This is a genomic window from Serratia sp. BNK-4, from assembly GCF_048685115.1.
Classification (GTDB): Bacteria; Pseudomonadota; Gammaproteobacteria; order Enterobacterales; family Enterobacteriaceae; genus Serratia; species Serratia bockelmannii.
Genome location: NZ_JBLQTM010000001.1, coordinates 361,186 through 387,246, shown reverse-complemented (window position 1 = coordinate 387,246; position 26,061 = coordinate 361,186). Strand labels below are relative to the sequence as shown.

24 protein-coding genes and 1 other annotated feature are annotated in these 26,061 nt (G+C 59.9%); of the genes, 11 read left to right on the top strand and 13 right to left on the bottom strand.

The window, feature by feature from the left end:
* The first annotated feature begins 246 nt into the window (after window positions 1-246).
* The gene (gene satP / locus ACMGGW_RS01850; protein ID WP_025301520.1) at window positions 247-846 is read left to right on the top strand and encodes an acetate uptake transporter; all 600 of its coding nucleotides are present in this window, start codon (window positions 247-249) and stop codon (window positions 844-846) included.
* 44 nt (window positions 847-890) lie between these two features.
* Here satP and ACMGGW_RS01845 read toward each other — a convergent pair whose 3' ends face one another.
* From ACMGGW_RS01845 to tal, 3 genes are all read right to left on the bottom strand, one after another.
* A complete protein-coding gene (locus ACMGGW_RS01845) occupies window positions 891-2,198 on the bottom strand; it encodes an MFS transporter (protein WP_049207242.1) in 1,308 nt (435 codons plus the stop codon).
* Between the two features lie 124 nt (window positions 2,199-2,322).
* Window positions 2,323-2,910, bottom strand: coding sequence for a molybdopterin adenylyltransferase (mog, locus tag ACMGGW_RS01840; RefSeq protein WP_015376607.1), 588 nt, complete (start codon window positions 2,908-2,910; stop codon window positions 2,323-2,325).
* 151 nt (window positions 2,911-3,061) lie between these two features.
* The gene (tal, locus tag ACMGGW_RS01835; protein WP_004932982.1) at window positions 3,062-4,015 is read right to left on the bottom strand and encodes a transaldolase; all 954 of its coding nucleotides are present in this window, start codon (window positions 4,013-4,015) and stop codon (window positions 3,062-3,064) included.
* 383 nt (window positions 4,016-4,398) lie between these two features.
* Here tal and ACMGGW_RS01830 point away from each other — a divergent pair, with 383 nt between their 5' ends.
* Window positions 4,399-5,835: an alanine/glycine:cation symporter family protein gene (locus ACMGGW_RS01830; protein WP_033641226.1), complete on the top strand. Its 1,437-nt coding sequence runs from the start codon at window positions 4,399-4,401 to the stop codon at window positions 5,833-5,835.
* Between the two features lie 106 nt (window positions 5,836-5,941).
* Window positions 5,942-6,718, top strand: a complete 777-nt coding sequence (gene yaaA, locus ACMGGW_RS01825; protein ID WP_025301517.1) for a peroxide stress protein YaaA — start codon at window positions 5,942-5,944, stop codon at window positions 6,716-6,718.
* A 46-nt stretch (window positions 6,719-6,764) separates the two neighbouring features.
* Here the strand turns inward: yaaA and thrC are convergent, their stop codons facing one another.
* From thrC to ACMGGW_RS01800, 5 genes are all read right to left on the bottom strand, one after another.
* Window positions 6,765-8,054 (bottom strand): threonine synthase, encoded by a 1,290-nt coding sequence (gene thrC / locus ACMGGW_RS01820; RefSeq protein ID WP_043136010.1) that lies wholly within the window; start codon window positions 8,052-8,054, stop codon window positions 6,765-6,767.
* A gap of 3 nt (window positions 8,055-8,057) precedes the next feature.
* Window positions 8,058-8,987, bottom strand: a complete 930-nt coding sequence (gene thrB / locus ACMGGW_RS01815; RefSeq protein WP_025301515.1) for a homoserine kinase — start codon at window positions 8,985-8,987, stop codon at window positions 8,058-8,060.
* A 1-nt stretch (window position 8,988) separates the two neighbouring features.
* Window positions 8,989-11,448 (bottom strand): bifunctional aspartate kinase/homoserine dehydrogenase I, encoded by a 2,460-nt coding sequence (gene thrA / locus ACMGGW_RS01810; RefSeq protein WP_043136016.1) that lies wholly within the window; start codon window positions 11,446-11,448, stop codon window positions 8,989-8,991.
* 24 nt (window positions 11,449-11,472) lie between these two features.
* Window positions 11,473-11,590 (bottom strand) — a sequence feature (Thr leader region).
* Window positions 11,529-11,597, bottom strand: coding sequence for a thr operon leader peptide (gene thrL, locus ACMGGW_RS01805; protein ID WP_086581142.1), 69 nt, complete (start codon window positions 11,595-11,597; stop codon window positions 11,529-11,531). (Overlaps the previous feature by 62 nt.)
* A gap of 212 nt (window positions 11,598-11,809) precedes the next feature.
* Window positions 11,810-12,496, bottom strand: coding sequence for a tRNA/rRNA methyltransferase (locus ACMGGW_RS01800; protein ID WP_025305230.1), 687 nt, complete (start codon window positions 12,494-12,496; stop codon window positions 11,810-11,812).
* A gap of 629 nt (window positions 12,497-13,125) precedes the next feature.
* On the opposite strand from ACMGGW_RS01800, the gene arcA reads away from it, so the two are divergent.
* Window positions 13,126-13,842: a two-component system response regulator ArcA gene (arcA, locus tag ACMGGW_RS01795; RefSeq protein ID WP_025305229.1), complete on the top strand. Its 717-nt coding sequence runs from the start codon at window positions 13,126-13,128 to the stop codon at window positions 13,840-13,842.
* 51 nt (window positions 13,843-13,893) lie between these two features.
* Here arcA and creA read toward each other — a convergent pair whose 3' ends face one another.
* Window positions 13,894-14,373 (bottom strand): protein CreA, encoded by a 480-nt coding sequence (gene creA / locus ACMGGW_RS01790; protein ID WP_004933005.1) that lies wholly within the window; start codon window positions 14,371-14,373, stop codon window positions 13,894-13,896.
* Between the two features lie 342 nt (window positions 14,374-14,715).
* Between creA and robA the strand changes: the two genes are divergently transcribed.
* Entirely contained in the window at window positions 14,716-15,585 is an 870-nt protein-coding gene (gene robA, locus ACMGGW_RS01785; protein ID WP_025305228.1) for an MDR efflux pump AcrAB transcriptional activator RobA, read from the top strand.
* Here robA and gpmB read toward each other — a convergent pair.
* Complete coding sequence (gene gpmB, locus ACMGGW_RS01780) at window positions 15,582-16,229, bottom strand: 2,3-diphosphoglycerate-dependent phosphoglycerate mutase GpmB (protein ID WP_025305227.1); 648 nt, start codon at window positions 16,227-16,229, stop codon at window positions 15,582-15,584. The two genes, robA and gpmB, sit on opposite strands and share 4 nt — an antisense overlap.
* Before the next feature lie 101 nt (window positions 16,230-16,330).
* Here gpmB and yjjX point away from each other — a divergent pair, with 101 nt between their 5' ends.
* Window positions 16,331-16,849, top strand: coding sequence for an inosine/xanthosine triphosphatase (gene yjjX / locus ACMGGW_RS01775; RefSeq protein ID WP_004933015.1), 519 nt, complete (start codon window positions 16,331-16,333; stop codon window positions 16,847-16,849).
* Window positions 16,850-16,860: 11 nt separating this feature from the next.
* On the opposite strand, the gene trpR is transcribed toward yjjX, so the two are convergent.
* Both trpR and sltY read right to left on the bottom strand, forming a co-directional pair.
* Window positions 16,861-17,190, bottom strand: a complete 330-nt coding sequence (gene trpR, locus ACMGGW_RS01770) for a trp operon repressor (RefSeq protein ID WP_016929152.1) — start codon at window positions 17,188-17,190, stop codon at window positions 16,861-16,863.
* Window positions 17,191-17,244: 54 nt separating this feature from the next.
* A complete protein-coding gene (gene sltY / locus ACMGGW_RS01765) occupies window positions 17,245-19,173 on the bottom strand; it encodes a murein transglycosylase (protein WP_038630194.1) in 1,929 nt (642 codons plus the stop codon).
* A gap of 633 nt (window positions 19,174-19,806) precedes the next feature.
* Between sltY and ACMGGW_RS01760 the strand changes: the two genes are divergently transcribed.
* The 4 genes from ACMGGW_RS01760 to ettA all read left to right on the top strand — a co-directional run bounded on the left by ACMGGW_RS01760 (window position 19,807) and on the right by ettA (window position 24,008).
* The gene (locus ACMGGW_RS01760; RefSeq protein ID WP_025305224.1) at window positions 19,807-20,418 is read left to right on the top strand and encodes a YfiR family protein; all 612 of its coding nucleotides are present in this window, start codon (window positions 19,807-19,809) and stop codon (window positions 20,416-20,418) included.
* Window positions 20,415-21,662 carry a diguanylate cyclase domain-containing protein gene (locus ACMGGW_RS01755; RefSeq protein WP_025305223.1) on the top strand — a complete coding sequence of 416 codons (1,248 nt, stop codon included), beginning with the start codon at window positions 20,415-20,417 and terminating at the stop codon, window positions 21,660-21,662. Before ACMGGW_RS01760 ends, ACMGGW_RS01755 begins: the two co-directional genes overlap by 4 nt.
* Before the next feature lie 38 nt (window positions 21,663-21,700).
* Entirely contained in the window at window positions 21,701-22,198 is a 498-nt protein-coding gene (locus ACMGGW_RS01750) for an OmpA family protein (RefSeq protein ID WP_016929155.1), read from the top strand.
* Window positions 22,199-22,340: 142 nt separating this feature from the next.
* Entirely contained in the window at window positions 22,341-24,008 is a 1,668-nt protein-coding gene (gene ettA / locus ACMGGW_RS01745) for an energy-dependent translational throttle protein EttA (protein WP_025159620.1), read from the top strand.
* 30 nt (window positions 24,009-24,038) lie between these two features.
* Here ettA and ACMGGW_RS01740 read toward each other — a convergent pair whose 3' ends face one another.
* Complete coding sequence (locus tag ACMGGW_RS01740) at window positions 24,039-24,950, bottom strand: LysR family transcriptional regulator (protein WP_025305222.1); 912 nt, start codon at window positions 24,948-24,950, stop codon at window positions 24,039-24,041.
* Between the two features lie 97 nt (window positions 24,951-25,047).
* Here ACMGGW_RS01740 and ACMGGW_RS01735 point away from each other — a divergent pair, with 97 nt between their 5' ends.
* Window positions 25,048-26,049: a zinc-binding alcohol dehydrogenase family protein gene (locus ACMGGW_RS01735; protein ID WP_049205434.1), complete on the top strand. Its 1,002-nt coding sequence runs from the start codon at window positions 25,048-25,050 to the stop codon at window positions 26,047-26,049.
* The last annotated feature ends 12 nt before the right edge of the window (window positions 26,050-26,061 follow it).

The following is a 26,061-nucleotide window of genomic DNA, read 5'->3' as shown; positions in this document are numbered from 1 at the left end:
CCGATATCTCAGTGCGACCCGCGGTTAGCAGCTGCGGTTGCAAATAAGATGGGGCCATCCCGTCCGGCATCAAGGGGCAAGGCGAAAAAAATTTCTTTTTTTATCGTCATTCAGATCATTGTTTCCGGCTGCGGGGATCATTATGATGCGCGCGCTCTGGTGGAAAACTTCGATTTTTTGGCCATTCAGACCATTTATGATTTTACTTCGCTGTTTCCGTTAATTTTCTGTTATCGCAGAGGACTTATGCACACCAACAAGTTGGCGAATCCCGGCCCTCTCGGCCTGATGGGCTTCGGGATGACCACCGTCTTGCTGAACCTGCACAACGCGGGCTTTTTCCCACTGAACTCCGCCATCATCAGCATGGGGATTTTCTTCGGTGGCCTGGCCCAGATCCTGGCCGGTCTGCTGGAGTACAAGAAGGGCAACACCTTCGGCATGACGGCGTTCACCGCCTACGGCAGCTTCTGGCTGAGCCTGGTCGGCCTGCTGCTGCTGCCGCGTCTGGGCCTGGCTGAAGCCACCGAGGCGCACGTGCTGGGCATCTACCTGGCGCTGTGGGGCGTCTTCACCCTGTTCATGTTCTTCGGCACCCTGGCCGCCAACCGCGTGCTGCAGTTCGTGTTCGCCAGCCTCACGCTGCTGTTCGCCCTGCTGGCCGTCGGCAACATCACCGGCAATCACGCGCTGCTGACCTTCGCCGGTTATGAGGGCATCATCTGCGGTGCCAGCGCCATTTACCTGGCGATGGCCGAAGTGCTCAACGAGCAATACGGCCGCACCGTGCTGCCAATTGGCGAGCCGGCTCCGGCCCGCGTCGCGGCCTCGCCGGTCACGGCGTAATCGCCCTTCCCTGACGAAAAAGCCCTGCAGTGCAGGGCTTTTTTTTAGCTGTAGGAATCGGCTCGCCGCTCGCCGGCTTCGCTGTTCAGGTCGCGATGCAGGTAGACGCCGAGCAGCAGCCCGATGAGCGACAGCGCCAGCACATAGTAAGCGGGCGCTAACGGGGTCAATTTCATGATCAACGTCACAAAAATAGGGGTTAAACCGCCAAAAATAGCGTATGAGACGTTATATGAGAACGAGATGCCGGTAAACCGCACTTCCGCCGGGAAGGCCCGCACCATCACATACGGCACGGCCCCCACCACGCCTACGCTGAAGCCCACCAGCGCATAGCAGGCGAACAACATTTCCGGGCGCACGCCCACCGTTTGATAGAACAGCCAGCTGCAGCCGGCCAGCAGCACACTGCCGACCACCAGCGTTTTGCTGGCGCCGAAGCGATCGGCCGACAAACCGGCGACAATGCAGCCGGCGATCAGCATGATGGTGGCGATACTGTTGGCCTGCAGCGTCAAAGCCGGCGCAATGGCGAACTGTTTTTGCAGATAGGTTGGGGTCATCAGGATCACCACCACGATACCCGCAGAGAGCAGCCAGGTCAGCAGCATCGACACCACCACTTCCCGTTTGTGATTGAGCACCACCGATTTCAGCGGCAGCTCTTCGGCCAGCGCTTTACGCGCCTGCATCTCGATAAAGATTGGCGTTTCCTGCAGCCAGCGGCGCAGGTACATCGCCACCAAGCCGAACATGCCACCCAACAGGAAAGGAATACGCCAGCCGCCGCCGGCGATGCTCTGCGGGCTAAGCGTGGTGTTGATCACCGTCGCCACCACCGAACCCAGCAAGATGCCTACCGTCAACCCGGCGGTCAGCGTGCCGCAGGCGAAGCCGATGCGCCGGCGCGGCACGTGTTCGGCGACGAAGACCCAGGCGCCCGGCACCTCACCGCCGATCGCCGCGCCTTGCAGCACGCGCATCAACAGCAGCAGCAGCGGCGCGGCGATGCCGATGCTGGCGTAGGTCGGCAGCAGACCCATCGCCAGCGTCGGCAACGCCATCAGCAGAATGCTCAGGGTAAACATCTTTTTGCGGCCGACCAGATCGCCGAAGTGCGCCATCACGATGCCGCCCAGCGGGCGGGCAAGATAGCCGGCGGCGAAGATGCCGAAGGTTTGCACCAGCCGCAGCCACTCCGGCATGTCCGCCGGGAAGAACAGATCGCCGACCACGGCGGCGAAGAACACGAAGATGATGAAGTCGTAAAACTCCAGCGCACCGCCCAACGCGGCCAACGTCAGCGTTTTGTAGTCTTGCCGGTTCAGCCGGCGATTAGTGTCGTGAGGCATAGGGCACCGTCGGTAAAGGCTGTAAAAATAAAAGCCGCAGGCTTTCTGTAAAAGAATCCTTACTATAACGGCAAATTATTTTCACACCAGACGGGCTGAAGCCGATCTCGCAGAACGCTGAAATTTAGAGGTTTATCTCGCGACGCGCGCTCTTTGGCCGAAATGCTGCTACCACCGCGGCGTGCGTTTCGACGTAAGGCCCGTCGAGCAGTTGAATGCAATAAGGCACGCTGGCGAAGATGCCGTGCACCACCGCATTGCCCTGCTCATCCTTTACCCCTTCCAGCGTTTCTTTGATCGACTTCGGTTGGCCGGGCAAGTTGATGATCAGCGCCTGCTTGCGGATCGCTCCCACCTGGCGAGAAAGAATAGCCGTTGGCACATAGTGTAGGCTGATCTGACGCATTTGCTCGCCGAAGCCGGGCATCACGCGATCGGCGATCGCCAGCGTGGCGTCGGGGGTGACGTCGCGGCGCGCCGGCCCGGTGCCGCCGGTGGTCAGCACCAGATGGCAGCCCATTTCGTCCACCAGCTCGCACAGCGTTTGTTCAATTTGCGTCTGCTCATCGGGGATCAGCCGGGTTTCCAGCTTGAACGGCGTCGCCAGCGCGCCGGCCAGCCACTCCTCCAGCGCCGGAATGCCTTTATCCTGGTAAACGCCGCCGGAAGCGCGGTCAGAAACGGAAACCAAACCAATACGTAAAATATCCATGCGTAACCTCTACAGCCTGATGGGGTTCGAACGGGTTCGTCTCCCGTTCTGTTGTCATTGCCGAGAGTATAAGGGCTTCCCCCGCCGACGGGAGCGCCGGGCATAAAAAAAGGTGGCCTGAGCCACCTTTTTACTGCGCGATCTGCGGGAATTACAGCAGGTCGGCGATCATTTTTTCCAGTTTACCCTGGTCTACGGCGAACTTGCGGATGCCGTCGGTCAGTTTTTCAACCGCCATCGGATCCTGGTTGTGCTGCCAGTAGAACTCAGGTTCGGTCAGTGCGGCAGGACGTGCCTTCACTTCACCGGTGTAAGACAGTTTGCGCTCCAGCGCGCCTTCGCTCTCCGCCAGCTCTTTCAGCAGCGCAGGCGCGATGGTCAGGCGGTCACAGCCGGCCAGTTCGATGATTTCGCCGACGTTACGGAAGCTGGCGCCCATCACCACGGTGTTGTAACCGTGCTGTTTGTAGTACTGGTAAATTTCGGTCACGGAGATCACGCCCGGATCTTCATGCGGGGCGAACTCTTTCTTGTCGCCGTTGGCTTTGTACCAGTCGAGGATACGGCCAACGAACGGCGAGATCAGGTAAACGCCGGCTTCGGCACAGGCGCGAGCCTGAGCGAAGGAGAACAGCAGCGTCAGGTTACAGTTGATGCCTTCTTTCTCCAGCTGCTCCGCCGCGCGGATGCCCTGCCAGGTCGAGGCCAGTTTGATCAGAATGCGATCGTTGCTGATGCCGGCTTCGTTGTACAGCTTGATCAGGCGCTTGGCCTTGGCCACGCTGGCAACGGTGTCGTAAGACAGACGCGCGTCAACCTCGGTGGAGATGCGGCCCGGAACCAGTTTGAGGATCTCCAGACCGATGTTGACTGCCAGCTTGTCGGCGGCGTCGGCGATCTGCTGCTCGCGATCGCTGCTCTGGCCGCGCGCCCAGGCGATGGCTTCGTCAATCAGTTTGCGGTATTCAGGAATTTGGGCTGCATTGAGGATCAGCGAAGGGTTGGTTGTGGCGTCCTGCGGTTGATACAGCTTCATTGCCGCGATATCACCCGTATCTGCAACCACTGTAGTCAGCTGGCGCAGGGAAGTTAATTTGTCGGTCATGTTGGCATTATCTCATCGTTTGTGCATGAACTTTTGGCATTGTTCAACCATGCCCTGCCCTGATAATAACATGCGCCAAGCCCGGCGCAAGGCTGGAAAACCGCGGCGCGCAAGCATCTGTTTTATCCTTGGGCGAGCAACCGTTTACGCCGATATCTTTCGCCATAACCGAGCGGATGGAAAGGCAATAACGTGCTATCGCCCGAATAAATTATGTTAAATTCGAAAAAATTGATGCAATTCGTCCGCTAATCTGCGAAAAATCTTAATCGACTGACGCCGGACCGATTCCAGCTAAGCTCTTGTAAAAAATAGGCCAATGTTTTTCACCTGCGGTGGATGCTGCCAGGTGCGCATGACATTTCGATAAGAGGAGGGATCCCTTGACGGACCTGATGAATTTTATAAACAACATTTTGTGGGGGTCAGTGCTGATTTATCTGTTGCTCGGCACCGGCATCTACTTCACGTTGCGTACCCGCTTTATCCAGCTTCGCCACTTCAGCCACATGTTCTCGGTGTTGAAAAACAGCAATAAAAGCGACAGCGCCGGCATCTCCTCTTTTCAGGCGCTCTGCACCACGCTGGCGGCGCGCGTCGGCACCGGTAACCTGACCGGCGTCGCCATTGCCCTCACCGCCGGCGGCCCCGGCGCCATCTTCTGGATGTGGGTGGTGGCGTTTATCGGCATGGCCACCTCCTTTGTGGAAAGCTCGCTGGCTCAGCTCTACAAAACCAAAGACGATAACGGCAACTACCGCGGCGGCCCGGCCTATTACATGGAAAAGGGCCTCGGCATGCGCTGGATGGGCGTGCTGTTCTCCATCTTCCTGATCATCGCGTTCGGCCTGGTATTCAACGCCGTGCAGGCCAACTCCATCGCCCAGGCCTCCGCCGTCGCCTTCCATTTGCAGCCGCTGCACGTCGGCATCGGCCTGGTGTTGCTGAGCGGCGTGGTGATCTTCGGCGGCATCCGTTCCATCGCCAAAGTGGCCGAACTGGTGGTGCCGCTGATGGCCGGCGCCTACCTGCTGTTGGCTCTCTGGGTGATTGGCCATAACATCGAACACATGCCGGCGATCTTGGCGCTGATCTTCAAAAGCGCCTTCGGCCTGCAGGAAGCCGCGGCCGGCGCCGTCGGTTACGGTATTTCCCAGGCGATGACTCAGGGCGTGCAGCGTGGCCTGTTCTCCAACGAAGCCGGCATGGGCTCGGCGCCCAACGCGGCGGCGTCCGCCTCGCCTTATCCGCCGCATCCGGCTTCGCAAGGCTATGTGCAAATGCTCGGGGTGTTTATCGATACCATCGTCATCTGCAGCGCCACCGCGGCGATCATCCTCTCTTCCGGCATACTCGATCAGCCGACCGACAGCATCAGCGGCATCGATCTGACCCAGCGCGCGCTGTCAACCGCCGTCGGCAGTTGGGGGGCACCGTTCGTCGCCATCGCCATCTTCTTCTTCGCCTTCACCTCGATCATCGCCAACTATGCCTATGCCGAGAGCAACCTGGTGTTCCTCGAGCACAACCACCCGGGCGGCCTGCTGATTTTCCGCTGCGTGGCGCTGGGCATGGTGATGTTCGGCGCGCTGGCGGAGCTGCCGCTGGTGTGGAAAATGGCAGATACCTCCATGGCCCTGATGGCGATCACCAACCTGACGGCGATCCTGCTGCTGTCGCGGGTGGCGCTGAAACTGGCCGACGACTACCATCGCCAACGCCGCCTGGGCAAGCTGCCAACCTTCGACGCCACCCGATTCCCGGAGCTGAAATCGCAGCTGGAGCCGGGCGTGTGGGACGACCAAAAGCCACCGCGCTGAGTTTTCCGGGGCGCCTGCGATACGCGCCCCGGCCTATTGGACCGATTGCCCCTTTTTCCCGCGCTTTTTGCTACAGTATCCGCACTTGGATAAACAGGATCTGGCCATGCTCGTTATTATTTCCCCTGCAAAAACGCTCGATTACGAAAGCCCGCTGGCGACAGAACGCTTCACGCAGCCCGAACTGCTGGACAAGTCGAAACAGCTGATCAAAATTTGCCGCGAGCTGACGCCGGCGCAAATCGCCAGCCTGATGAGCATCAGCGACAAGCTGGCCGGGCTGAACGCCGCGCGCTTTAGCGAGTGGCAACCGACATTTACCCCGGACAATGCCCGTCAGGCGCTGCTGGCGTTCAAGGGAGACGTTTACACCGGCCTGCAGGCGCAGGATTTCAACGAAGCCGATTTCGACTTCGCCCAGCAGCATCTGCGCATGCTGTCCGGCCTGTATGGCGTGCTGCGCCCGCTCGATCTGATGATGCCGTACCGGCTGGAGATGGGCATCAAGCTGGAAAACCCGAAAGGCAAAGACCTGTACAGCTTCTGGGGCGATAAAATCACCCAGAAACTCAACGAAGCGCTGGAGCAGCAGGGCGACGACGTGGTAGTCAACCTGGCGTCCGACGAGTATTTCAAAGCGGTGAAGCCGGCCAAACTGCACGGCGCACTGATCAAACCGGTGTTCCTCGACGAGAAGAACGGCAAGTACAAGGTCATCAGCTTCTACGCCAAGAAAGCGCGCGGGTTAATGAGCCGCTTTATCATCAAAAATCGCCTGACGCGTAGCGAACAGCTGGTGGACTTCAACCTGGAAGGCTACGCCTTCGACGAAGCCGCCTCGCAGGGTAATGAACTGGTGTTCAAACGCCCGGAGCAGGCATAAAAAAAGCCGTCGCAAGACGGCTTTTCGCATTTTAGCCTGCTGAACTTCAGGCCGGCAGTCCCATCAGGAACTTGCGCAGCTCGCCGAAATTGGCCGGCAGCGAGTGCGACAGCAGCGGCAGATCGGCCCGCAGCGCCAGCGCTTTCGGCAACGGCAGTTCCTGGCCGAGGATCGCTTCTACGCTCTCTTTAAACTTGGCCGGATGCGCGGTACCGAGGAACAGGCCAAACTCTCCTTCCTGCAGCTGATCGCGCAGCGCGCGATAGGCAATGGCCGCGTGTGGTTCTGAGATATAGCCCAGCTCGGCCAGTTCACGCATCGTTTCCCTGGTGGTCTCATCGCTGACCGCCGCGTGACCCAGCTCTTTCAGCTGCCAGACCTTACGACGGAACAGCTCTTCCACGCGCGGCCAGTTGTTTGGCTGGCTGACGTCCATGGCGTTGGACAGCGTCGCGACCGTAGCGTGCGGCTGCCACTGGCCGCTGGTCAGGAAGCGCGGCACGGTGTCGTTGGCGTTGGTGGCGGCGATGAAGCGCTTCACCGGCAGACCCAGCGACTTGGCCAGCAGCCCGGCGGTCAGATCGCCGAAGTTGCCGCTCGGCACCGAAATGACCAGCTGATTGCGCGCTTCCTGCGGCAGCTGCGCCACCGCTTCGAAGTAGTAACAGATCTGCGCCAGCAAGCGGCTGATGTTGATCGAGTTGGCCGAGTTCAGGTGCAGCGCATCTTTCAACTCCTGATCGTCGAACGCCTGCTTCACCAGCGCCTGACAGGCGTCGAAGTCGCCGTCGATCGCCACGGTATGAATGTTGCCGCCCAGGGTGCAGAACAGCTTTTCCTGCAGCGGGCTGATTTTGCCCTGCGGATAGAGGATCACCACCCGGACGTTTTTCAGGCCGTAGAAGGCGTGTGCCACGGCGGCGCCGGTGTCGCCGGAGGTGGCGGTCAAAATGGTCACCGGCTGATCGCCGGCCACTTCCGCCAGCATCTGCGCCATAAAGCGGCCGCCAAAGTCTTTGAACGCCAGCGTCGGGCCGTGGAACAGCTCCAGGCAGGAGACGTCTTCCGTCACTTTCGCCACCGGCGCCGGGAACTCAAAGGCGGCCTGTACGCGTTTCTTCAGCGCCGCTTCCGGCACCTCTTCGCCGATAAAGGCCGACAGAATGCGGCTGCTGCGGGTGACAAAATCCTGCTCCAGCAGCTGGTCAATCTCGGTCAGTTCGAACGCCGGCAGCTCCAGCGGGAAGAACAGCCCCTGCTGCTTGCCCAGACCTTGTTTGATCGCCTGCGCGAAGCTGACCTGCTCGTTGTGATCCTTAAGGTTGTACAGTTTCATGCGTTATCCCAGTAGTCGAGCGCCTGCGGTATCCAGACGGCAAATATGAACAAAACCTTCGTCGTTTTGCAGATAGTGTTGTTGCAGCCAGGCGGCCATGCGCTGCGCGGTAGCGCCGTCGTTGCAGACGGCGAACAGCGTCGGGCCGGAGCCGGAGATGCCGCAGGCCAGCGCGCCGATGTCCTGCGCCGCCTTGCGCGCTTCGGCAAAGCCCGGCAACAGCCGGGTGCGGTACGGTTCGGCGATCACATCCTGCATCAATTTGGCGGCCAGCTGCGGCTGCCGGGTATGGCAGGCGTGAATAAAGCCGGCCAGGTAGCGGCCGTGGCTGATACAATCCTGACGACGGTATTGTGCGGGTAAAATGGCGCGCGCTTCGGCGGTGGACACCTTGATGCCGGGATAGGCCATGACCCACAGCCAATCGTCGAAGCACGGCACCTCCTGGCTGATGATGCCTTCTTCTTCCAGCATCAGCTGCAGGCCGCCCAAATAGCATGGCGCCACGTTGTCGTAATGCACGCTGCCGGAAATGCGGCCTTCCAGCTCGCCCATCAGGCCAAGCAGCGTCATTTTATCCAGCGGCCGATCGCAGAATTCGTTCATCGCCATCAGCCCAGCCACCACCGAACAGGCGCTGGAACCCAGCCCCGATCCGATCGGCATGTTCTTTTCCAACCGCATCGCCACCGGCACTTCGCGGCCGATCTCCTGGCAGAAACGCTCCCAGCATTGATAAACGATGTTCTCTTTCGGCTCGGCCGGCAGCTTGCTGACGAAGCGCCCGGCATTCTGCAAAGTGAACGTTTCGGCGGCTTCGACGCTGACGCAGTCGCCCAGCAGCGTGCCGTCGATCGGCGAAACCGCCGCGCCCAGCACATCGAAACCGACGCTGACGTTACCGATCGAGGCCGGTGCATACACCTTAACCATATTAAACTCCCAACTTCCATGACAGTGTGCGCAGCAGATCGGCAAACACGCCCGCTGCGGTCACATCGTTACCGGCGCCGTAGCCGCGCAGCACCAGCGGCAGCGGCTGATAATAGCGGCTGTAGAAGGCCAGCGCGTTCTCGCCGTTCTTCACTTTATACAACGGATCGTTGCCGTCCACCGCCTCGATGCGCACCTTGCAGCGCCCTTCGTCGATCAGGCCGACATAGCGCAGCACCTTGCCTTGCTCGGCGGCGTTGGCCACGTTGCGCGCGAATTCTTTATCCAGCTCCGGCAGCCGCGCCAGGAACTGATCCACATCGCCCGACGCGTCGAAGGACGGCGGCAGCACCGCCTCAACCTCGATATCGCTCAGTTCCAGTTTGTAACCGGCCTCGCGCGCCAGGATCAGCAGCTTGCGCGCCACGTCCATACCGGACAGGTCGTCGCGCGGATCCGGTTCGGTGTAGCCGTTGGCCCTGGCCTGCAGGGTCGCAGCCGACAGCGACATCCCTTCGTCCAGCTTGCCGAAGATAAAGGACAGCGACCCGGACAGGATGCCGGAGAAGCGCACCAGCTCATCGCCGGCGTTCAGCAGGTTTTGCAGGTTCTCAATCACCGGCAGACCGGCGCCGACGTTGGTGTCATAGAGGAACTTGCGGTGCGAACCGGCAGCGGCCGCGCGCAGTTGCTGATAATAGTTCATCGACGAGGTGTTGGCCTTTTTGTTCGGCGTCACCACGTGGAAACCGTCCGCCAGGAAGTCCACGTATTGATCGGCCACCGCCTGGCTGGAGGTACAGTCGACGATCACCGGGTTCAGCAGATGATACTCCTTCACCAGCCGGATCAGGCGGCCGAGATTGAACGGCTCCTGCGCGCCGGCCAGCTCGTCGCGCCAGCTGTCCAGCGCGATGCCGTGCACGTTGGTCAGCATCACGCGCGAGTTGGCGATGCCGCACACCCGCAGGTCGATATGTTTTTGCTTCAGCCACGGCTGCTGGCGGTAGACTTGCTCGATCAGCGCCCCGCCGACGCCGCCGACGCCGATGACGAACACTTCGATCACCTGATCGGTGTTGAACAGCATCTGGTGGCTAACGCGCACGCCGGTGGTGGCGGAATCATTGCTGACCACCACCGAAATTGAACGCTCGGAAGAGCCCTGGGCGATAGCGACGATATTGATGTTGGCGCGCGCCAGCGCGGAGAAGAAGCGCGCGGAGATGCCACGCAGGGTGCGCATGCCGTCACCGACCACCGAGATGATCGCCAGGCGTTCCATGACGTCCAGCGGATCCAGCACGCCGTCTTTCAACTCCAGATAGAACTCCTCTTCCAGCGCCCGGCGGGCGCGCTGCAGTTCACCCTGCGGCACGCAGAAGCTGATGCTGTATTCGGAAGAGGATTGGGTGATCAGCACCACCGAAATGCCGGCGCGCGACATCACGGCGAACACCCGTGCGGCCATGCCGACCATGCCTTTCATGCCCGGGCCGGAGACGTTGATCATCGCCATGTTGTTCAGGTTGGTGATGCCTTTGACCGGCATCGCGTCATCGGTGCTGTCTTTACCGATCAGCGTGCCGGGGGCTTGCGGGTTAGAGGTGTTTTTAATCAGGCAAGGGATTTGGAACTGGGCAATCGGCGTGATGGTGCGAGGGTGCAGCACTTTGGCGCCGAAATAGGAGAGCTCCATCGCCTCCTGGTACGACATCGATTTCAGCAGCCTGGCGTCCGGTACGGTGCGCGGATCGCAGGTATACACGCCGTCGACGTCGGTCCAGATTTCGCAACAGTCGGCGCGTAGGCAGGCGGCCAGCACCGCGGCGGAATAGTCGGAGCCGTTGCGGCCCAACACCACCAGCTCGCCCTTGTCGTTACCGGCGGTGAAACCGGCCATCAGCACGATGTGGTCGGCCGGGATCGCCGCTGCGGCGATGCGCAGCGTGGACTCGGCGATGTCCACGGTAGACTCCAGGTAGTGGCCCTGCGCCAGCAGCTTCTCCACCGGGTTGATCACCGTGACCGGATAGCCCTTGGCGCGGAACACCCCTTCCATGATGGCGATGGAGAGTTTTTCGCCGCGGCAGATGATCGCCGCGTTCACGCTGTCCGGGCACTGCCCCAACAGCGAGACGCCGTGCAGCACCTGCTTGAGTTGCGCGAACTCCTGATCGACCACGCCTTTCAGGCGATCGTATTCAAAGCCCGGCAGCGCCTGCGCCAGGCCGCTCAGCAGATCGGCAAAGATCCGCTCGGCGTCGCTGATATTCGGCAGAATGTCCTGACCCGCCACCGTCTTGTCGATCATCGCCACCAGATGGTTGGTGATCTTTGCGGGGGCGGACAAGACCGTGGCTACCTGTCCCTGACGCGCGTTACTCTCCATGATGTCGGCGACGCGCAGAAAACGTTCCGCATTCGCTACCGAGGTTCCGCCAAATTTCAGCACTCGCATGTGTCATCTCTCCGAATTTAAGCCGAAAAAAAAGCCCGCACTGATTAGGTGCGGGCTTTTTTCTGTGTTTCCTGTGCGCGTCAGCCCGCCCCGTTACCTGTGGTATCGGTGGTGGTAATAATTGTGGTTTTCAGGCTGATGTTGCGCATGTTGTCTGTCTGTCTCATGAAATACTCTGTCCCCTCTATTGGTTAAAGCAATCGCTATCCCAAGTCAAACTATTTCTTTTTTTTGCTTATTTTCCGTTCAGCGGCGACATTGCGCGATATCGGAGGTGAAAAGCAAAACGACAGAACAAAAAAACAAATTAAAGCCGATTTACTAGTGGATCACGCTGGATAACCGTCTGATGGAGCCGCTATCACTTGGCGAGTTTTTTTTCGATGTCGTGCAGCAGCGTATGCAACATCGCCGTGTCTCGCTGTTGCAACGCCCCGAGGCGCTGATGCAGCCAATCGCGCAATTTCTGGTCATCGCCGACATCCAAAGCGTTCAACAAGGCATCGGCGCGGTGGCGCAGCGCTTTGAGTTGCCCTTCCGACGCCACCTTTTCCTGCGGCGTGCTGACGCCCATCAGGCTCGCCAACTGGTAGCAGTACACCATCACCGCCTGGCCCAGGTTAAGCGACGGGTAGTCCGCCTGCATCGGCACGCCGGTCAGCAAATCTGCCAGCGCCAGCTCTTCGTTGGTCAGGCCGGAATCTTCGCGGCCGAACACCAGCGCGGCCTGGCCGACCCACTGCTTACGCTCACTCAGCTGTTCCAGCAGCTCAGGCGGCGTGCAGTAGTAGTGAAAACGCGCGCGGCTGCGGGCGGTGGTGGCGACCGTGAAGTCTACATCCGCCAGCGCCTGTTCCAACGTGGCGAACGTTTGCACGCCGTCGAGGATCTCGCCGGCCCCGTGTGCCACCCAGCGTGCAGCCGGCTGCAGGTGCGCCTCGCTGTCGACGATGCGCAACGAAGCGAAGCCCATGGTTTTCATCGCGCGCGCCGCCGCGCCGACGTTTTCCGGCCGCGCCGGAGCCACTAAAACAATATGAAGCTGCATCACTCTTCCACCGAAGGCGGGCCTGCGCTTTTGACGGTATCGCAGCGCCCGCTTATATTTACAATTGCGTAACAATAAACGCGTTAATAGCAACAAACAAGATTAAACGGCTCGTTGAGCTAATAAATCCGCCGTAACAGTCATTATTCATGCTTATGTTTTACTGTATTTATTTATCAATGAGTTAAAACAAGACGATGATCAATAAGCGAATAATTGTATCCTATCGGGCCCGATAATGCTGAATCGTTCACAGAATTTGAGGTTCTGTGACTTAAACTGGCATTTCTGTAAGTGTTTTTCACAAATCTGTTAACGTGCTACAATTGAATTTGATATATGTCAACAAAGCGTAGTTTTGTTGGGTGATGAATTCGGCACGCGCTGTTATATTGCTGTTAATGGGGTTAGGATATGCGCCGATTTGGCACCCCAGGGGTTGTAGGGAACAGCATCCCCACCAGGCTAGCGATCTTGTTGACATGAGATGGAAAGTGCATCAAGAACGAGTTTACGTACTTTAGTCATTTGCTGAGAGGGAACGTGGCGCTATCTCTGCCCTCCTCTAAGAAAACAGAGACTTCTGTACTTCCTATTTTCTATTTTGTTGGCAATTTTAGGTAGCAAATATGCAGACCCCGCACATTCTGATTGTCGAAGACGAGTTAGTCACTCGTAACACCCTGAAGAGCATTTTCGAGGCGGAAGGCTACATTGTTCATGAAGCCAATGATGGTGCAGAGATGCACAATATCCTGTCTGAAAATGATATCAATCTGGTCATCATGGACATCAACCTGCCAGGCAAAAACGGCCTGCTGTTGGCGCGCGAACTGCGTGAACAGGCCAGCGTCGCCTTGATGTTCCTGACCGGCCGCGATAACGAAGTGGATAAGATCCTCGGCCTGGAAATCGGCGCCGACGATTACATCACCAAGCCGTTCAACCCGCGTGAGCTGACTATCCGCGCACGTAACCTGCTGTCGCGCACCATGAATCTGGGCAGCCTGGGCGAAGAGCGCCGCCTGGTCGAGAGCTACAAGTTCAACGGGTGGGAACTGGACATCAACAGCCGCTCGCTGATCAGCCCGGCCGGCGAACAGTACAAACTGCCGCGCAGTGAATTCCGCGCCATGCTGCACTTCTGCGAAAACCCGGGCAAGATCCAATCCCGCGGCGAACTGCTGAAGAAGATGACCGGTCGCGAACTGAAGCCACATGACCGCACCGTGGACGTCACCATCCGTCGCATTCGCAAACACTTCGAATCGACGCCGGACACGCCGGAAATCATCGCCACCATTCACGGCGAAGGCTACCGCTTCTGCGGCGAGCTGGAAGAGTAACTCCCGCCTGCCGTCATGAAAACGGGGTTCAGCATGCTGAACCCCGTTTTTTTATTTCGTCTCAGCCCACGGCATGATCGGCACCGCGCTCAGCGCATTTTTCGGCGAGCCATCGATCACCTTGTCTGAATAGCTCAGGTAGATCAGTGAATTGCGCTTGGCGTCGTAGAAGCGCACCACCTGCAGTTTCTTGAACACCAGCGAAGTGCGTTTCTGGAACACCACATCGCCTTCCGCCTTGCCGTTTTTGATCTTGTCGCTCAGCTCTATAGGCCCGACCTGCTGGCAGGAAATGGCCGCGTCGGCGGTGTCTTCCGCCAGCCCCAGGCCGCCTTTGATGCCGCCGGTTTTGGCGCGGCTGATATAACAAGTTACATTTTTAACATCCGGATCGTCGAACGCTTCGACCACGATTTTGTGGTCCGGTCCCAACAATTTAAACACCGTATCAACGGAACCCACTTGCTCCGCCTGTGCGCTTCCCACGGTTGCGCAAACCAAACCGAATAAAAATATCCAGCTTTTTTTCATTTACTTAACTCCGATATAACCTTGCCGCAAAAATAGGTTCGGCGATCGCCATTATTTATGTCTAAGCTCACGGAATCGGTTTTATACGGGTCCGCACCGTCCGTTTTAGCACAGAGCGTGACAAAAATCTTTGAGAGTCGCGGAGTAAAAAAGTTGCTATGATGCGGCGTCGTTATTTCTTTGCGCCCACTACGGTGTACCCCAATCCAACTCTGGCGCGGCATGCGCAGCAGAGGCAAAGAGTGCAACGCATAATGGCTCATGGATCGGTCTGATAGCGCAGCACCAGCGTGACGAATCAACAGTTCGGGTTCCTACCCCCAAGCTTTACGAGGAAGATCTATGGATCAAGCCGGTATCATTCGTGATCTGCTTAGCTGGCTGGAAAGCCATTTGGACCAACCCTTGTCGCTGGATAACGTGGCGGCCAAGGCCGGCTACTCCAAATGGCATCTGCAACGGATGTTCAAAGATATTACCGGTAATGCCATCGGTGCTTACATCCGGGCAAGGAGACTGTCCAAAGCCGCCGTCGCGCTGCGTCTGACCAGCCGGCCGATTTTGGATATCGCCCTGCAATATCGTTTCGACTCGCAGCAGACCTTCACCCGCGCCTTCAAAAAACAGTTTGCGCAAACGCCGGCGCTGTACCGCCGCGCCGAGGACTGGAATGCGTTCGGCATCTGTCCGCCGATCCGTCTGGGGGCCTTCACTCTGCCGCAGCCGGAATTCGTCTCGCTGCCAGACAAACACCTGGTCGGCCTGACCCAAAGCTACTCCTGTACGCTGGAACAGATCACCACCGTGCGCACTGAACTGCGCTCGCAGTTCTGGCGTCAGTTCCTCGGTGACGTCGAAACCCTGCCGCCAGTGCTGTACGGGCTGCACCACTCGCGCCCAAGCCAGGAGAAGGACGACGAACAGGAAGTGCTGTATACCACGGCGCTGGAGCCGGATCAGGTGCCTGACAAGGTACAGGAAGGCCAGCCGCTGGTGTTGCCGGGCGGTGAGTTTGCGATGTTCAGCTACGAAGGGCCAACCGAGAACCTGCAAGACTTTATTCTGACGGTGTACGGCACCTGCCTGCCGGCGCTCCAGCTGACGCGCCGCAAAGGGCACGACATCGAACGCTTCTACCCGAAAGGCGAGCGCCGTCCGCATCAGGCGCCTATCGAGATCAAGTGCGATTACCTGATCCCGATTCGGCGTTAACGCTGCAGTTCGTCCAACGCGGGCATGTCCAGGTGCGTGACATCGCCCGCCGTTTCCACGATCCAGCCGGAAGCCAGCCACGGGCTCTGCTGATGATCGACGCGCGACAGTGAGCAGTTGCGCAAGCGCAAGCGGCGTTCCGCATAGGCCGGCAGCCCCAGCACCGTACTGATCAAACACCCCAAAGCGATGCCATGACTGACGAGCAGCGGCTTGCTGCCTTCCGGCAGCATCAGGCAGCTCTCCAGCGCGGCGCGCATGCGCTCGCCGAGTTCCTCCATGGATTCGCCTTGAGGGATACGGCCGTCAGGAGTACCATCGACCATCTGTTTGCGCCACTGCTCTTCCTGCGGCGTCAAACTGTCGATCAGGCGTTCTTCCAGAACCCCCATGTGCAGCTCACGCAAACGCGGATCGCCAATCACTTCGCAGCCACAGGCTTCGGCGATGATTTGCGCGGTGCGGCGCGTGCGCCCCAGATCGCTGGTAATGATGTGCGTAATGCCTTCTTTGCTGACCCGCCTGGCGACCAGACGGGCCTGGTGTTCACCCATGGCGGTTAACGGGCTGTCGGACTGACCCTGGATGCGGCGAGCCGCGTTCCATTCCGTTTCGCCATGGCGAACGAGGTATACCTGTAACATTTTTGTTTTCCGTTATACTGCGTGAAATTTGCGTTTATCCCCGGCCCGGCGGCGCTTTTGCCGCTGCCCGGCGTATCGGCCAGAAGGATATCAAACCCGTTATGTACCATGTTGTCGCTGCAACTACCAACCCGGCAAAGATCAAGGCTATTCAACTCGCCTTCGATGACGTCTTTGGCGCGGGCCAATACCGCATTGAATCCGTTGACGTCGCCAGCGGCGTCTCGCTGCAGCCGATAGGCAACCACGAAACCCGCACCGGTTCGCGTCAACGCGTGATGGAAGCGCGCCAGGTCAGGCCCGAGGCCGATTTTTGGGTCGGCGTGGAAGCCGGGATTGAAGAGAATATGACCTTCGCCTGGATGACCATCGAGAACCCGCACATCCGTGGCGAATCCCGCTCGGCGAGCCTGATGCTGCCGGAAGTCATCTTACAAGGTATTCGCGCCGGTCGCGAATTGGGCAGCGAAATGGCGGCGATCACCGGCAACGCCGAGGTGAAACGTCAGGGCGGCGCCATCGGCGTCTTCACTGACGGCCGGCTGAGCCGCACCAGCGTTTACCACCAGGCGCTGCTGCTGGCGCTGGTGCCGTTCCACAACGCCATCTATCAGCAATAACGCTGAGTCTACTAGGGCGCGTCGTGCAGCAACTGCTGCTCAAGCCACTGTTTCAGCGCGGGTGAAGCCGCTTTCAAGCTGTTAGAACCGCGGGTGATGGTGGCGATCCCCGCGCCCAGTTCATTTTTCAGCTCGCGCTGGCTCATCTCGCCACGCATCAATTCCTGAATGATCCGCACCCGGGTGCCCAGCGCGGTGCGCTCGTCCGGCGTCAACATCAGCTGCAACAGCGGTTGATGAAGTTCTTGCGCAAACGAATTCTGCAGCAGCGCGACGAAGCGCAGCCAATCCTCATTGCCTTGTTCTGAAAGAGCGGGGTCGTTTAACGATAATTGCGTCATGGCAGCCACCATACTATTTAACTAGTACAGCAGCATACCATAGGGCCGTCAAAATCAATAACGTCTCTGCCACTCGGCGTCGGTCAGCACCTTGGCCGGCCGGTGCGTCAGATAACGGTAAAACGCATCATAAGCCAGCACGTTCTTGACGTAGCCGCGGGTTTCAGAGAACGGAATGCTTTCGATGAACGCCACCGGATCGATCCGCCCCGCGCTGTTGCCCAGCCAGGTATTCACCCGCGACGGGCCGGCATTATAGGCGGCGCTCGACAGAATGCGGTTGCGGCCGAACTGCTGATAGACCGACTCCAGATAGCTGGTGCCGATGGTGATATTGGTCTGCGGATCGAACAGTTGGCTCGGGCCGACATAGCCGGGAATATTGAACATCTGCACCGTATGCTGCGCGGTGCGCGGCATCACCTGCATCAGGCCGGCGGCACCGACCGGCGACTGCGCCTTCGGATTCCAGGCGCTCTCCTGGCGCGCGATCGCCATCGCATAGCTGCTGGTGATCCCCTTGTCATCGGTGGCGCGGCGGAACTCCTGTGGCCAAGCGACCGGGAAGCGTTCCTCCAGATGATCCCACAGCTTGCCGACGATGGTCGCCTGCACGCTCAGATCGGCCCATTTTTGCTCAAAGGCGTAGCGCGCCAGTGCCTCTTGTTCCGGCCGGCTGCGGCTGGCGACGTAGGAGCCCCATTCGCTGCGGGCCAGGTTGTCCATATTCCAGTACATCAGCTCGCGTACCCGGGCGACCTCCGGCCCGTCGACCAGCGACGTGCGCGGCTTGGCCGCCACCGCCACCATCACCGGATAAGTGGCGTTCAGCTTCTGCGCCGCCACCATCGGATAGAAACCGCGTTCGGTCATCAGGTTGCGCAACATCTCCTCGCCTTCGGCGCGTTTGCCTTCGTCCATCAGCTGACTGGCGCGCCAGTAGCGCCACTCATCCTTGTTGCGCGACGCTTCCGGCAGACGGGCCAGCCAGGTCGCGACGCCCTGCCGATCGCCGTTACCCAGCGCCATGCGCACCCGGCGCTCCAGCAGCGAAGGCGAACGGCTGCGCAGAATCACCTGATCGCGCCACTGCGCCTGTTCATAGGTAGCGTCGCTGCCCATCAGGCGCCAGGCCACCGACTCTTCCAGCCCCAGCCGCTCGTCGTCGCTCATTTTCTGCAGCCGCGCGAGCGTCGGGATCATCGCCCGCGCGTTTTCCACATCCTGCCGCGCCAGGCGTTCAAAGGCGATGCCGGTGGCGGCACGGGTAAAGTCGGTCGGCCCTACGCTGCGGGCGAAGGCTTCCACGGTGGTCGGATCGTTTTGCAAGCGCACCAGGGCGTTGCCCATGGTTTGATAGTCGGCCGGCAGTTGGCTGTAAAGGTTGCTGACCAGCGAGCTGTTGCCCTCTTTCAGCGCCAGCTTCATACGCGCCAGAATATCCAGCGGCGTTTGCTTGCCTGCGCCGCGCCAGACGCTGAACAGCCGATCGCAGGCGCTCGGCAACGTTTTGCCGTTCAACCACAGTTCATCGGCGCCGCTCCAGGCCGCCTGCTGGTCGCCGGTAGCCCATTTGGCGTAGTAATAGTTGCAGCGCGCCGCCACCGGTTTGGGCGGCTGTGGGCTGAAGGCCAGCAGGGTGCGCCAGTCTTCGCGCCGCGCCAGCTCATTGACGAAGCGCGGCGCCAGCGATTTCGCCGGCGGCAGCGTCGGGTTGCGCTTGATAAAGTCGTTCACCTCGGAGAACCCCGCCTGGCTAAGATCCTGTGTCAGCTCGCGGTATTCCAGGTAAGGATAAAGCGGATAATCACGCAGCGTCGGCATCAGCTGCGCCACCACGTCCATCTGATTGCCGTCCCACGCCTGTTTGATCTGCTGGTAGCGCTGACGTTGCGCATCCAGAGAATCCGCCAGCGCCGCGCCTGAAAACGCCGTCAGGCACAGCCCCATTGCCAACAGCCGTCGCTTGTCCACCTTGACCATCCTCGCTCTTTCCTCACTGGTTGTACCGCAGGAGCCGCCCAGCCCCCCCGGTGACCGCCGCGCACGGCGCCGCGGGACAAAATAAAGCCGGGCGCACGGCCCGGACGCAGATATCTACCATAGACAGCGCAATCGCTTATCCATTCAATACTGTAGAAGAAGAAGTGTATCGCCATGACGGGAGCCAGGTAAAAAACGTTTACTTTGACTGACAAATCAGGTCGCCGGGATATTTCCAGTCACCGGATTTTTATTAACCGGCCCGGTGTTTATGAAAGAAGTAAAATGCTTTTTAATTATTAGCTATCACATTATTTCATTTGAGATATGAGCCCGCCGTTGCGCAAATCGCCTGACAGCTGGCCAAACGCGCCAACTTTGCAGAAAAGCGGTGGCAAACCCGGGTAGGCATTTTTATACTATCAAAAATAAGTAGGATAATTCCGAGAAAACAGCACATAAAGCGCCCAACGAAGACATCTTATAATACAATCCGCGCCAATTATGGGTTAGATAGTGTTCATTAGGCAGTGCGACTGACAGCTTTCAGCAAAACGATAGTCCCTTCAAGCGGGCCGGATTTTTCCTTGTCAGGCCACGGCCTGCGGGCGGTGGATCAGGCCGGAATGGCGGGTGAAGATGGCGAATAAGACCGCGATAGCAATGCGTTGCGCAAAAAGCCCCGAGCCGGGCTTCCTTGGCGCACGCCTGAATATCGGTCGCCTGCTGCTGATCGTTTTGTTAGCGCTGCTGACGTTGTCCGGGCCTGCGCACGCCGCCGATGATCCCTATCAAAAGCGCACGCACGCCGTGACGACCGTGGTGGTAGGCATCATCAGCTACGCCCGCTGGTCGCGTGAACCCAATCCGATCCGCTTGTGCGTGACCGCGCCCACCCAGTATGCCGAAGGGCTGTTCGATCCGATCCTGCTGAGCGCGCCGCGCCCGATTAAAGCCGAGCGCGTGCCGTTCGACAGCCCAACGCTGAGTACCGGCTGCGATGTCATCTACTTAGGGAACATCACCGCCGCGCAGAGACAAAATTTCATGCAGCGCATTTCCGGCAACTCCATTCTCAGCATCAGCGAAAACGATAGCGAATGCTCCGCCGGCAGCGCTTTTTGCCTGCAGATCGATGGGGACCAGGCCAGTTTCAAGGTCAACCTGGACGCTCTGGCGCGCAGCGGCGTGCGCGTTCACCCCAACGTGCTGCAGCTGGCACGCAAACAGGCGCCGCCGCTATGAGGCTGTTGCGTAGAAACCGCTCCGGCAATGCGCGCCCGACGCTGGGCCGAGTGCTGCAGCGGGTGCATCTTGGGCTGGCGCTGATCGCCGTCGGCACCGCCGGCATCTTTTTGACGCTGGTGGCGCTGTTTGCGCTGCGCGCCTATGCCAATCACAACCTGCACCTGATCGCGCGCTCCATCAGCTATACCGTCGAAGCCGCCGTGGTGTTTGAAGATCGCACTGCCGCGCGCGAAGCGCTGATGCTGATCGCCTCCAACGAAGAGGTATCGGACGTGCGGATCCTCGACAACAACGGCAAGATGCTGGCCAACTGGCGCCATCCCACCGATGGGCCGCTGCATGGCCTTGAGCAGATCGTCGCGCACTGGGCGCTGCCCGAGCCGGTCATTCTGCCTATCACCCACGAGGGCAAGCAGGTCGGCCAGGTCTGGCTGAGCGGCAACGGCGGCAGCCTGCTGCGTTTCCTGTTGCGCGGCATGGTCGGCATGATCGCCTGCCTGGTGCTCAGCACCCTGTGCGCCCTGGTGTTGTCGCGCCGCATGCTGGTCGGCATCGTCAGTTCGCTGGACGATATCGCCAATGTGGCACATGCGGTGCGCCGCGATCGCACCTTCGGCCTGCGGGTGCCGTCGGCGCCTATCGCCGAGTTGCATGAACTCAGCAACGATTTCAACGGCTTGCTCGACGAGCTGGAGGCCTGGCAGGCTCATCTGAAGCAGGAGAACGACTCGCTGGCGCACCGGGCGACGCACGACAGCCTGACCGGTTTGCCGAACCGCGCCTTCTTCGAAGGACGGCTGAGCCGGGCGCTGGGCGATATCGAATCGCCGGCGAAATTGGCGGTGCTGTTTATCGACGGCGATCGTTTCAAGGAGGTGAACGACAGTTACGGCCACGCCGCAGGCGATGCGGTGCTGACCACCATTGCCGGACGCATTCGCGCGCAGCTGCGCGAAACCGATCTGGTCGCACGCCTGGGAGGGGATGAATTCGCCGTGCTGCTGGCGCCGGTACACGGCACGGAAGATGTCTTGCAGATCGCTGACAACATCATCGACTGCATGACGCAACCGGTCATTTTGCCGAACGACGAGACGGTCATTACCTCTCTGAGTATCGGTATTGCGCTGTACCCTGATCACGCGTCGACGCCTCAGGGTCTTTTGCACGAAGCTGACGATGCGATGTATCAGGCAAAGCATCGTTATAACGGAGGCTGGCGGCTGGCTATACATAAATAAGAGCCCCGGCTATAACACTTGAACTAGGGATTTTGACTATGATACAGCAACTGTTTAAAGGTCGTTTTTCACTGCTGGCGATGGCGTTCGTCGCCCTGCTGGCGCTCGCCGGCTGCCAGAGCAAGCCGCAGGGCCTGACGCCCGAGCAGGTTGCGCTGCTGCAATCGCAGGGCTTCAAGCTGACCGATAACGGCTGGGAGTTCGGCCTGTCGGATAAAGTGCTGTTCGGTAACAACATCGGCAAGCTGAACCCGGAAAGCACCGAGACGGTGCAGAAAATGGGCCGTGCGCTGCTGAGCGTCGGCATCACCAAGTTCCGCCTGGACGGCCATACCGACAACTACGGTGAAGACAGCTACAACGACCAGCTATCCCTGCGCCGCGCCGATGCGGTGGCCGATCTGCTGGCCAGCGTCGGCATTCCGCGCGCCAATATCGAAACTCGCGGCATGGGCAAACGCGACCCCGTTGCCGATAACCGCACCTCCAGCGGCCGCGCGGAAAACCGCCGCGTCGCGATCGTCGTCACGCCATAAGCCACCAATATGCGCCTTTATCGGCGCATAAACGGTTATACTTAGCGATCGCTGAGCGATGTCTGGGATCCGAGATCGAAACGGGCTACACTCATGCCGCCAGACATCCTATAAATACTGATATAGAGAGGCTTAGAGCAACGTGGCTCAATACGTCTATACCATGCACCGCGTCGGCAAGGTAGTACCGCCGAAGCGTCATATTTTGAAAAACATCTCCCTGAGCTTCTTCCCTGGGGCAAAAATCGGCGTACTGGGCCTGAACGGCGCCGGTAAGTCCACCCTGCTGCGCATCATGGCCGGCATCGATACCGATATCGAAGGGGAAGCGCGCCCGCAGCCGGGCATCAAGATCGGTTATCTGCCGCAGGAGCCGCAGCTTAACCTCGAACACACCGTGCGTGAATCGGTGGAAGAAGCGCTGGCGGAAGTGGTCGGCGCGCTGAAACGCCTGGACGAAGTGTACGCACTGTACGCGGAAGAAGGCGCAGACTTCGACAAGCTGGCCGCCGAACAGGGCCGCCTGGAAGAGATCATTCAGGCGCACGACGGTCACAACCTCAACGCCCAACTGGAACGCGCCGCCGATGCGCTGCGCCTGCCGGACTGGGACGCCAAAATCGCCCACCTGTCCGGGGGTGAACGCCGCCGCGTCGCGCTGTGCCGCCTGCTGCTGGAAAAACCGGACATGCTGCTGCTGGACGAACCAACCAACCACCTGGACGCCGAGTCCGTGGCCTGGCTGGAACGCTTCCTGCACGACTTCGAAGGCACCGTGGTGGCGATCACCCACGACCGTTACTTCCTGGATAACGTGGCCGGCTGGATCCTCGAACTGGACCGCGGCGAAGGCATCCCGTGGGAAGGCAACTACTCGTCCTGGCTGGAGCAGAAAGACGCGCGTCTGGCGCAGGAAGCGTCCGCCGAAGCCGCTCGTCGCAAGTCGATCGAGAAAGAGCTGGAGTGGGTGCGTCAGGGTGCCAAAGGCCGTCAGTCCAAAGGCAAGGCCCGTTTGGCCCGCTTCGAAGAGCTGAACAACACCGAATACCAGAAACGTAACGAAACCAACGAACTGTTCATCCCACCTGGCGCTCGCCTGGGCGATAAAGTGGTCGAAGTCAGCAACCTGCGCAAGTCCTACGGCGACCGCCTGCTGATCGATGACCTGTCGTTCTCGGTGCCGAAAGGGGCAATCGTCGGCATCATCGGCCCGAACGGCGCGGGTAAATCCACGCTGTTCCGCATGATGTCCGGTCAGGAGCAGCCTGATTCCGGCAGCATCGTATTGGGCGATACCGTCAAGCTGGCGTCCGTCGATCAGTTCCGCGACAGCATGGACGGTTCGAAAACCGTGTGGGAAGAAGTCTCCGGCGGGCAGGACATCATGCGCATCGGCAACACCGAGATGCCGAGCCGTGCCTATGTCGGCCGCTTCAACTTCAAGGGCGTCGATCAGGGCAAACGCGTGGGCGAGCTGTCCGGCGGTGAGCGTGGCCGTCTGCACCTGGCCAAGCTGCTGCAGGTTGGCGGCAACGTGCTGCTGCTCGATGAACCGACCAACGACCTGGATATCGAAACCTTGCGCGCACTGGAAAACGCCCTGCTGGAATTCCCTGGCTGCGCCATGGTGATCTCGCACGACCGTTGGTTCCTCGACCGTATCGCCACCCACATCCTGGACTACCAGGACGAGGGCAAGGTGGAATTCTTCGAAGGCAACTTCACCGAGTACGAAGAGTACAAGAAGCGTACGCTGGGCGCCGACGCGCTCGAGCCGCACCGCATCAAGTACAAGAAGATCGCCAAGTAATACCCAAGGCGCCGCATGCGGCGCCTTTTTTTACTCCCGCGCCAACTCGCGCGCGTAGTCGTCGAACGCCGGATGCTGCAGCACCACATCGATGAAACAGGCCAGCGCCGGGGAATTCAGCTTGCGGCTCGGGTAGACCAGATACAGCTCGTTCCCTTCCGCACGCCACGCCGGCAACACCTCCACCAACAGCTTCTGCGCCACCACCTCGCGGCTGAGAAACGCCGGCAGCAGCGTGATGCCGGCACCGGCAATGGCACATTCGCGTGCATACAGCAGGTTGTCGGTGGTGTGCGCCAGCGGCAGCTGCCAGCGGTAATAATCGTCGCCGCAGCGCAGGTTCCAGGCCGTCCAAGCCCGATGGGCGATGCAACGATGCTGCTGCAGTTGCTGTGGGTGTTCGATCGGCGGATGCTGCGCCAGATAGGATGGCGCAGCCAACAGATAGCGCGGCGCGTACCCGAGGCGGCGGCCGATCAGTGAAGAATCCTGCGGCTTGCCGGTACGCAGTGCGGCGTCGTAACCTTCCTGCACCAGATCCACCATGGCGTCGGACACCGACACCTCCAGCGAAACGTCCGGGTACTGGCGCTGAAAATCCGCCGCCAGCCGCGCCACCAGGGTTGCCCCTAGCCCGGCAGGCGTCGAGATGCGCAGGCGGCCGCTCGGGTTATCGCGCAGCCGCTGCAGCGCCAGATCGGCGCGTTCGGCGGCGGACATCATCGCCTGACAATGCTCCAGATAACGCTCACCGGCGAAGGTCAGGTTCAGCTGGCGCGTGGTGCGATTGAGCAATCGCAGCCCCAGCGTTTGTTCGAGCTGGCTGATACGCTGGCTGACGCTGGACTTCGGCAGCCCGACGCGCTGCGCGGCTGCGGTAAAACTGCCGCACTCCGCCACCAGCGCGAACAGCGCCATGTCCTGCAGCTGTTTGAATTCCATTGTTCACCTTAAACGAACACTCCGTTAGATATTGTCCATCTTATCACCCCACTGCTGCGGGTCTACACTGGAGGCATCATTTGAAAGGAGTACAATCATGTCGATAAAAGCCATTGCCGTAGACCCGCAGAACCCCGCCGGTTTCATCGAAATCTCACCGGAGATGCCGGTACCCGGTCAGTACGATCTGTTGGTGGAAGTGAAAGCGGCGTCGGTCAATCCGGTGGACACCAAAGTGCACGCCGGTCTGCAGAAAAGCGGCCTGCAGCAGCCACGCGTCCTTGGCTGGGACGCCAGCGGCATCGTGGTGGGCGTGGGCAGCAGCGTCAGCGGCTTCAAGCCCGGCGATGAAGTGTGGTACGCCGGCGACATCACCCGGCCCGGCAGCAACAGCAGCCACCAGCTGATCGACTCACGCATCGCCGCTCACAAACCGCGCAGCCTGAACTGGGCCGAGTCCGCCGCCATGCCGCTCACCGCCCTCACCGCCTGGGAAGCGCTGTTCGAACACCTGAACATTCAGGACGCGCCGGAGCACAAGACGCTGCTGATCATCGGCGGCGCCGGCGGTGTCGGCTCGCTGGCCATTCCGCTGGCCGCATTGCGCAGCAAGGTGAAAGTAATCGCTACCGCATCAAGACCGGAATCCGCCGCCTGGTGCCGTGAGCGCGGCGCCGATCTGGTGGTGGATTACCGCGATCTGAAGGGCAACCTGGCGCAGCAGGGCATCGAGCAGGTGGATTACATCCTGTGTCTGAACGACACCGACGGCCACTGGCCGGCGATGGCCGAGCTGGTCGCGCCGCTCGGCCATATCTGCACCATCGTCGAGAACGCGCAGCCGTTGGATCAAAACGCGCTGAAGCTGAAAAGCGCCGCGCTGCACTGGGAGTTCATGTTCACCCGCAGCATGTTCACCACCCCGGACATCGCGCAACAGGGCAAGATCCTGCAGCAAGTGGCGCAGCTGCTGGACGAGGGCAAGCTGAGCACCACGCTGAGCGAAACCCTGCACGGGCTGTCGGTAGACACGCTGACCGCCGCACATCAACAGCTACTCGGCGGCCACATGCAAGGCAAGCTGGTTATCGCTTACTAAGTTCGCATCGCG

Bases quoted from the DNA above. Each gene is read 5' to 3' on its own strand.
- arcA (WP_025305229.1), top strand. From the start codon at position 13,126: ATGCAGACCCCGCACATTCTGATTGTCGAAGACGAGTTAGTCACTCGT.
- gpmB (WP_025305227.1), bottom strand. From the start codon at position 16,229: ATGTTACAGGTATACCTCGTTCGCCATGGCGAAACGGAATGGAACGCG.
- ACMGGW_RS01740 (WP_025305222.1), bottom strand. From the start codon at position 24,950: ATGGAATTCAAACAGCTGCAGGACATGGCGCTGTTCGCGCTGGTGGCG.
- tal (WP_004932982.1), bottom strand. From the start codon at position 4,015: ATGACCGACAAATTAACTTCCCTGCGCCAGCTGACTACAGTGGTTGCA.
- mog (WP_015376607.1), bottom strand. From the start codon at position 2,910: ATGGATATTTTACGTATTGGTTTGGTTTCCGTTTCTGACCGCGCTTCC.
- sltY (WP_038630194.1), bottom strand. From the start codon at position 19,173: ATGGTCAAGGTGGACAAGCGACGGCTGTTGGCAATGGGGCTGTGCCTG.
- thrC (WP_043136010.1), bottom strand. From the start codon at position 8,054: ATGAAACTGTACAACCTTAAGGATCACAACGAGCAGGTCAGCTTCGCG.
- ACMGGW_RS01750 (WP_016929155.1), top strand. From the start codon at position 21,701: ATGATACAGCAACTGTTTAAAGGTCGTTTTTCACTGCTGGCGATGGCG.
- thrB (WP_025301515.1), bottom strand. From the start codon at position 8,987: ATGGTTAAGGTGTATGCACCGGCCTCGATCGGTAACGTCAGCGTCGGT.
- creA (WP_004933005.1), bottom strand. From the start codon at position 14,373: ATGAAAAAAAGCTGGATATTTTTATTCGGTTTGGTTTGCGCAACCGTG.
- robA (WP_025305228.1), top strand. From the start codon at position 14,716: ATGGATCAAGCCGGTATCATTCGTGATCTGCTTAGCTGGCTGGAAAGC.
- thrA (WP_043136016.1), bottom strand. From the start codon at position 11,448: ATGCGAGTGCTGAAATTTGGCGGAACCTCGGTAGCGAATGCGGAACGT.
- yaaA (WP_025301517.1), top strand. From the start codon at position 5,942: ATGCTCGTTATTATTTCCCCTGCAAAAACGCTCGATTACGAAAGCCCG.
- satP (WP_025301520.1), top strand. From the start codon at position 247: ATGCACACCAACAAGTTGGCGAATCCCGGCCCTCTCGGCCTGATGGGC.
- ACMGGW_RS01735 (WP_049205434.1), top strand. From the start codon at position 25,048: ATGTCGATAAAAGCCATTGCCGTAGACCCGCAGAACCCCGCCGGTTTC.
- trpR (WP_016929152.1), bottom strand. From the start codon at position 17,190: ATGACGCAATTATCGTTAAACGACCCCGCTCTTTCAGAACAAGGCAAT.
- ACMGGW_RS01845 (WP_049207242.1), bottom strand. From the start codon at position 2,198: ATGCCTCACGACACTAATCGCCGGCTGAACCGGCAAGACTACAAAACG.
- yjjX (WP_004933015.1), top strand. From the start codon at position 16,331: ATGTACCATGTTGTCGCTGCAACTACCAACCCGGCAAAGATCAAGGCT.
- ACMGGW_RS01800 (WP_025305230.1), bottom strand. From the start codon at position 12,496: ATGCAGCTTCATATTGTTTTAGTGGCTCCGGCGCGGCCGGAAAACGTC.
- ACMGGW_RS01755 (WP_025305223.1), top strand. From the start codon at position 20,415: ATGAGGCTGTTGCGTAGAAACCGCTCCGGCAATGCGCGCCCGACGCTG.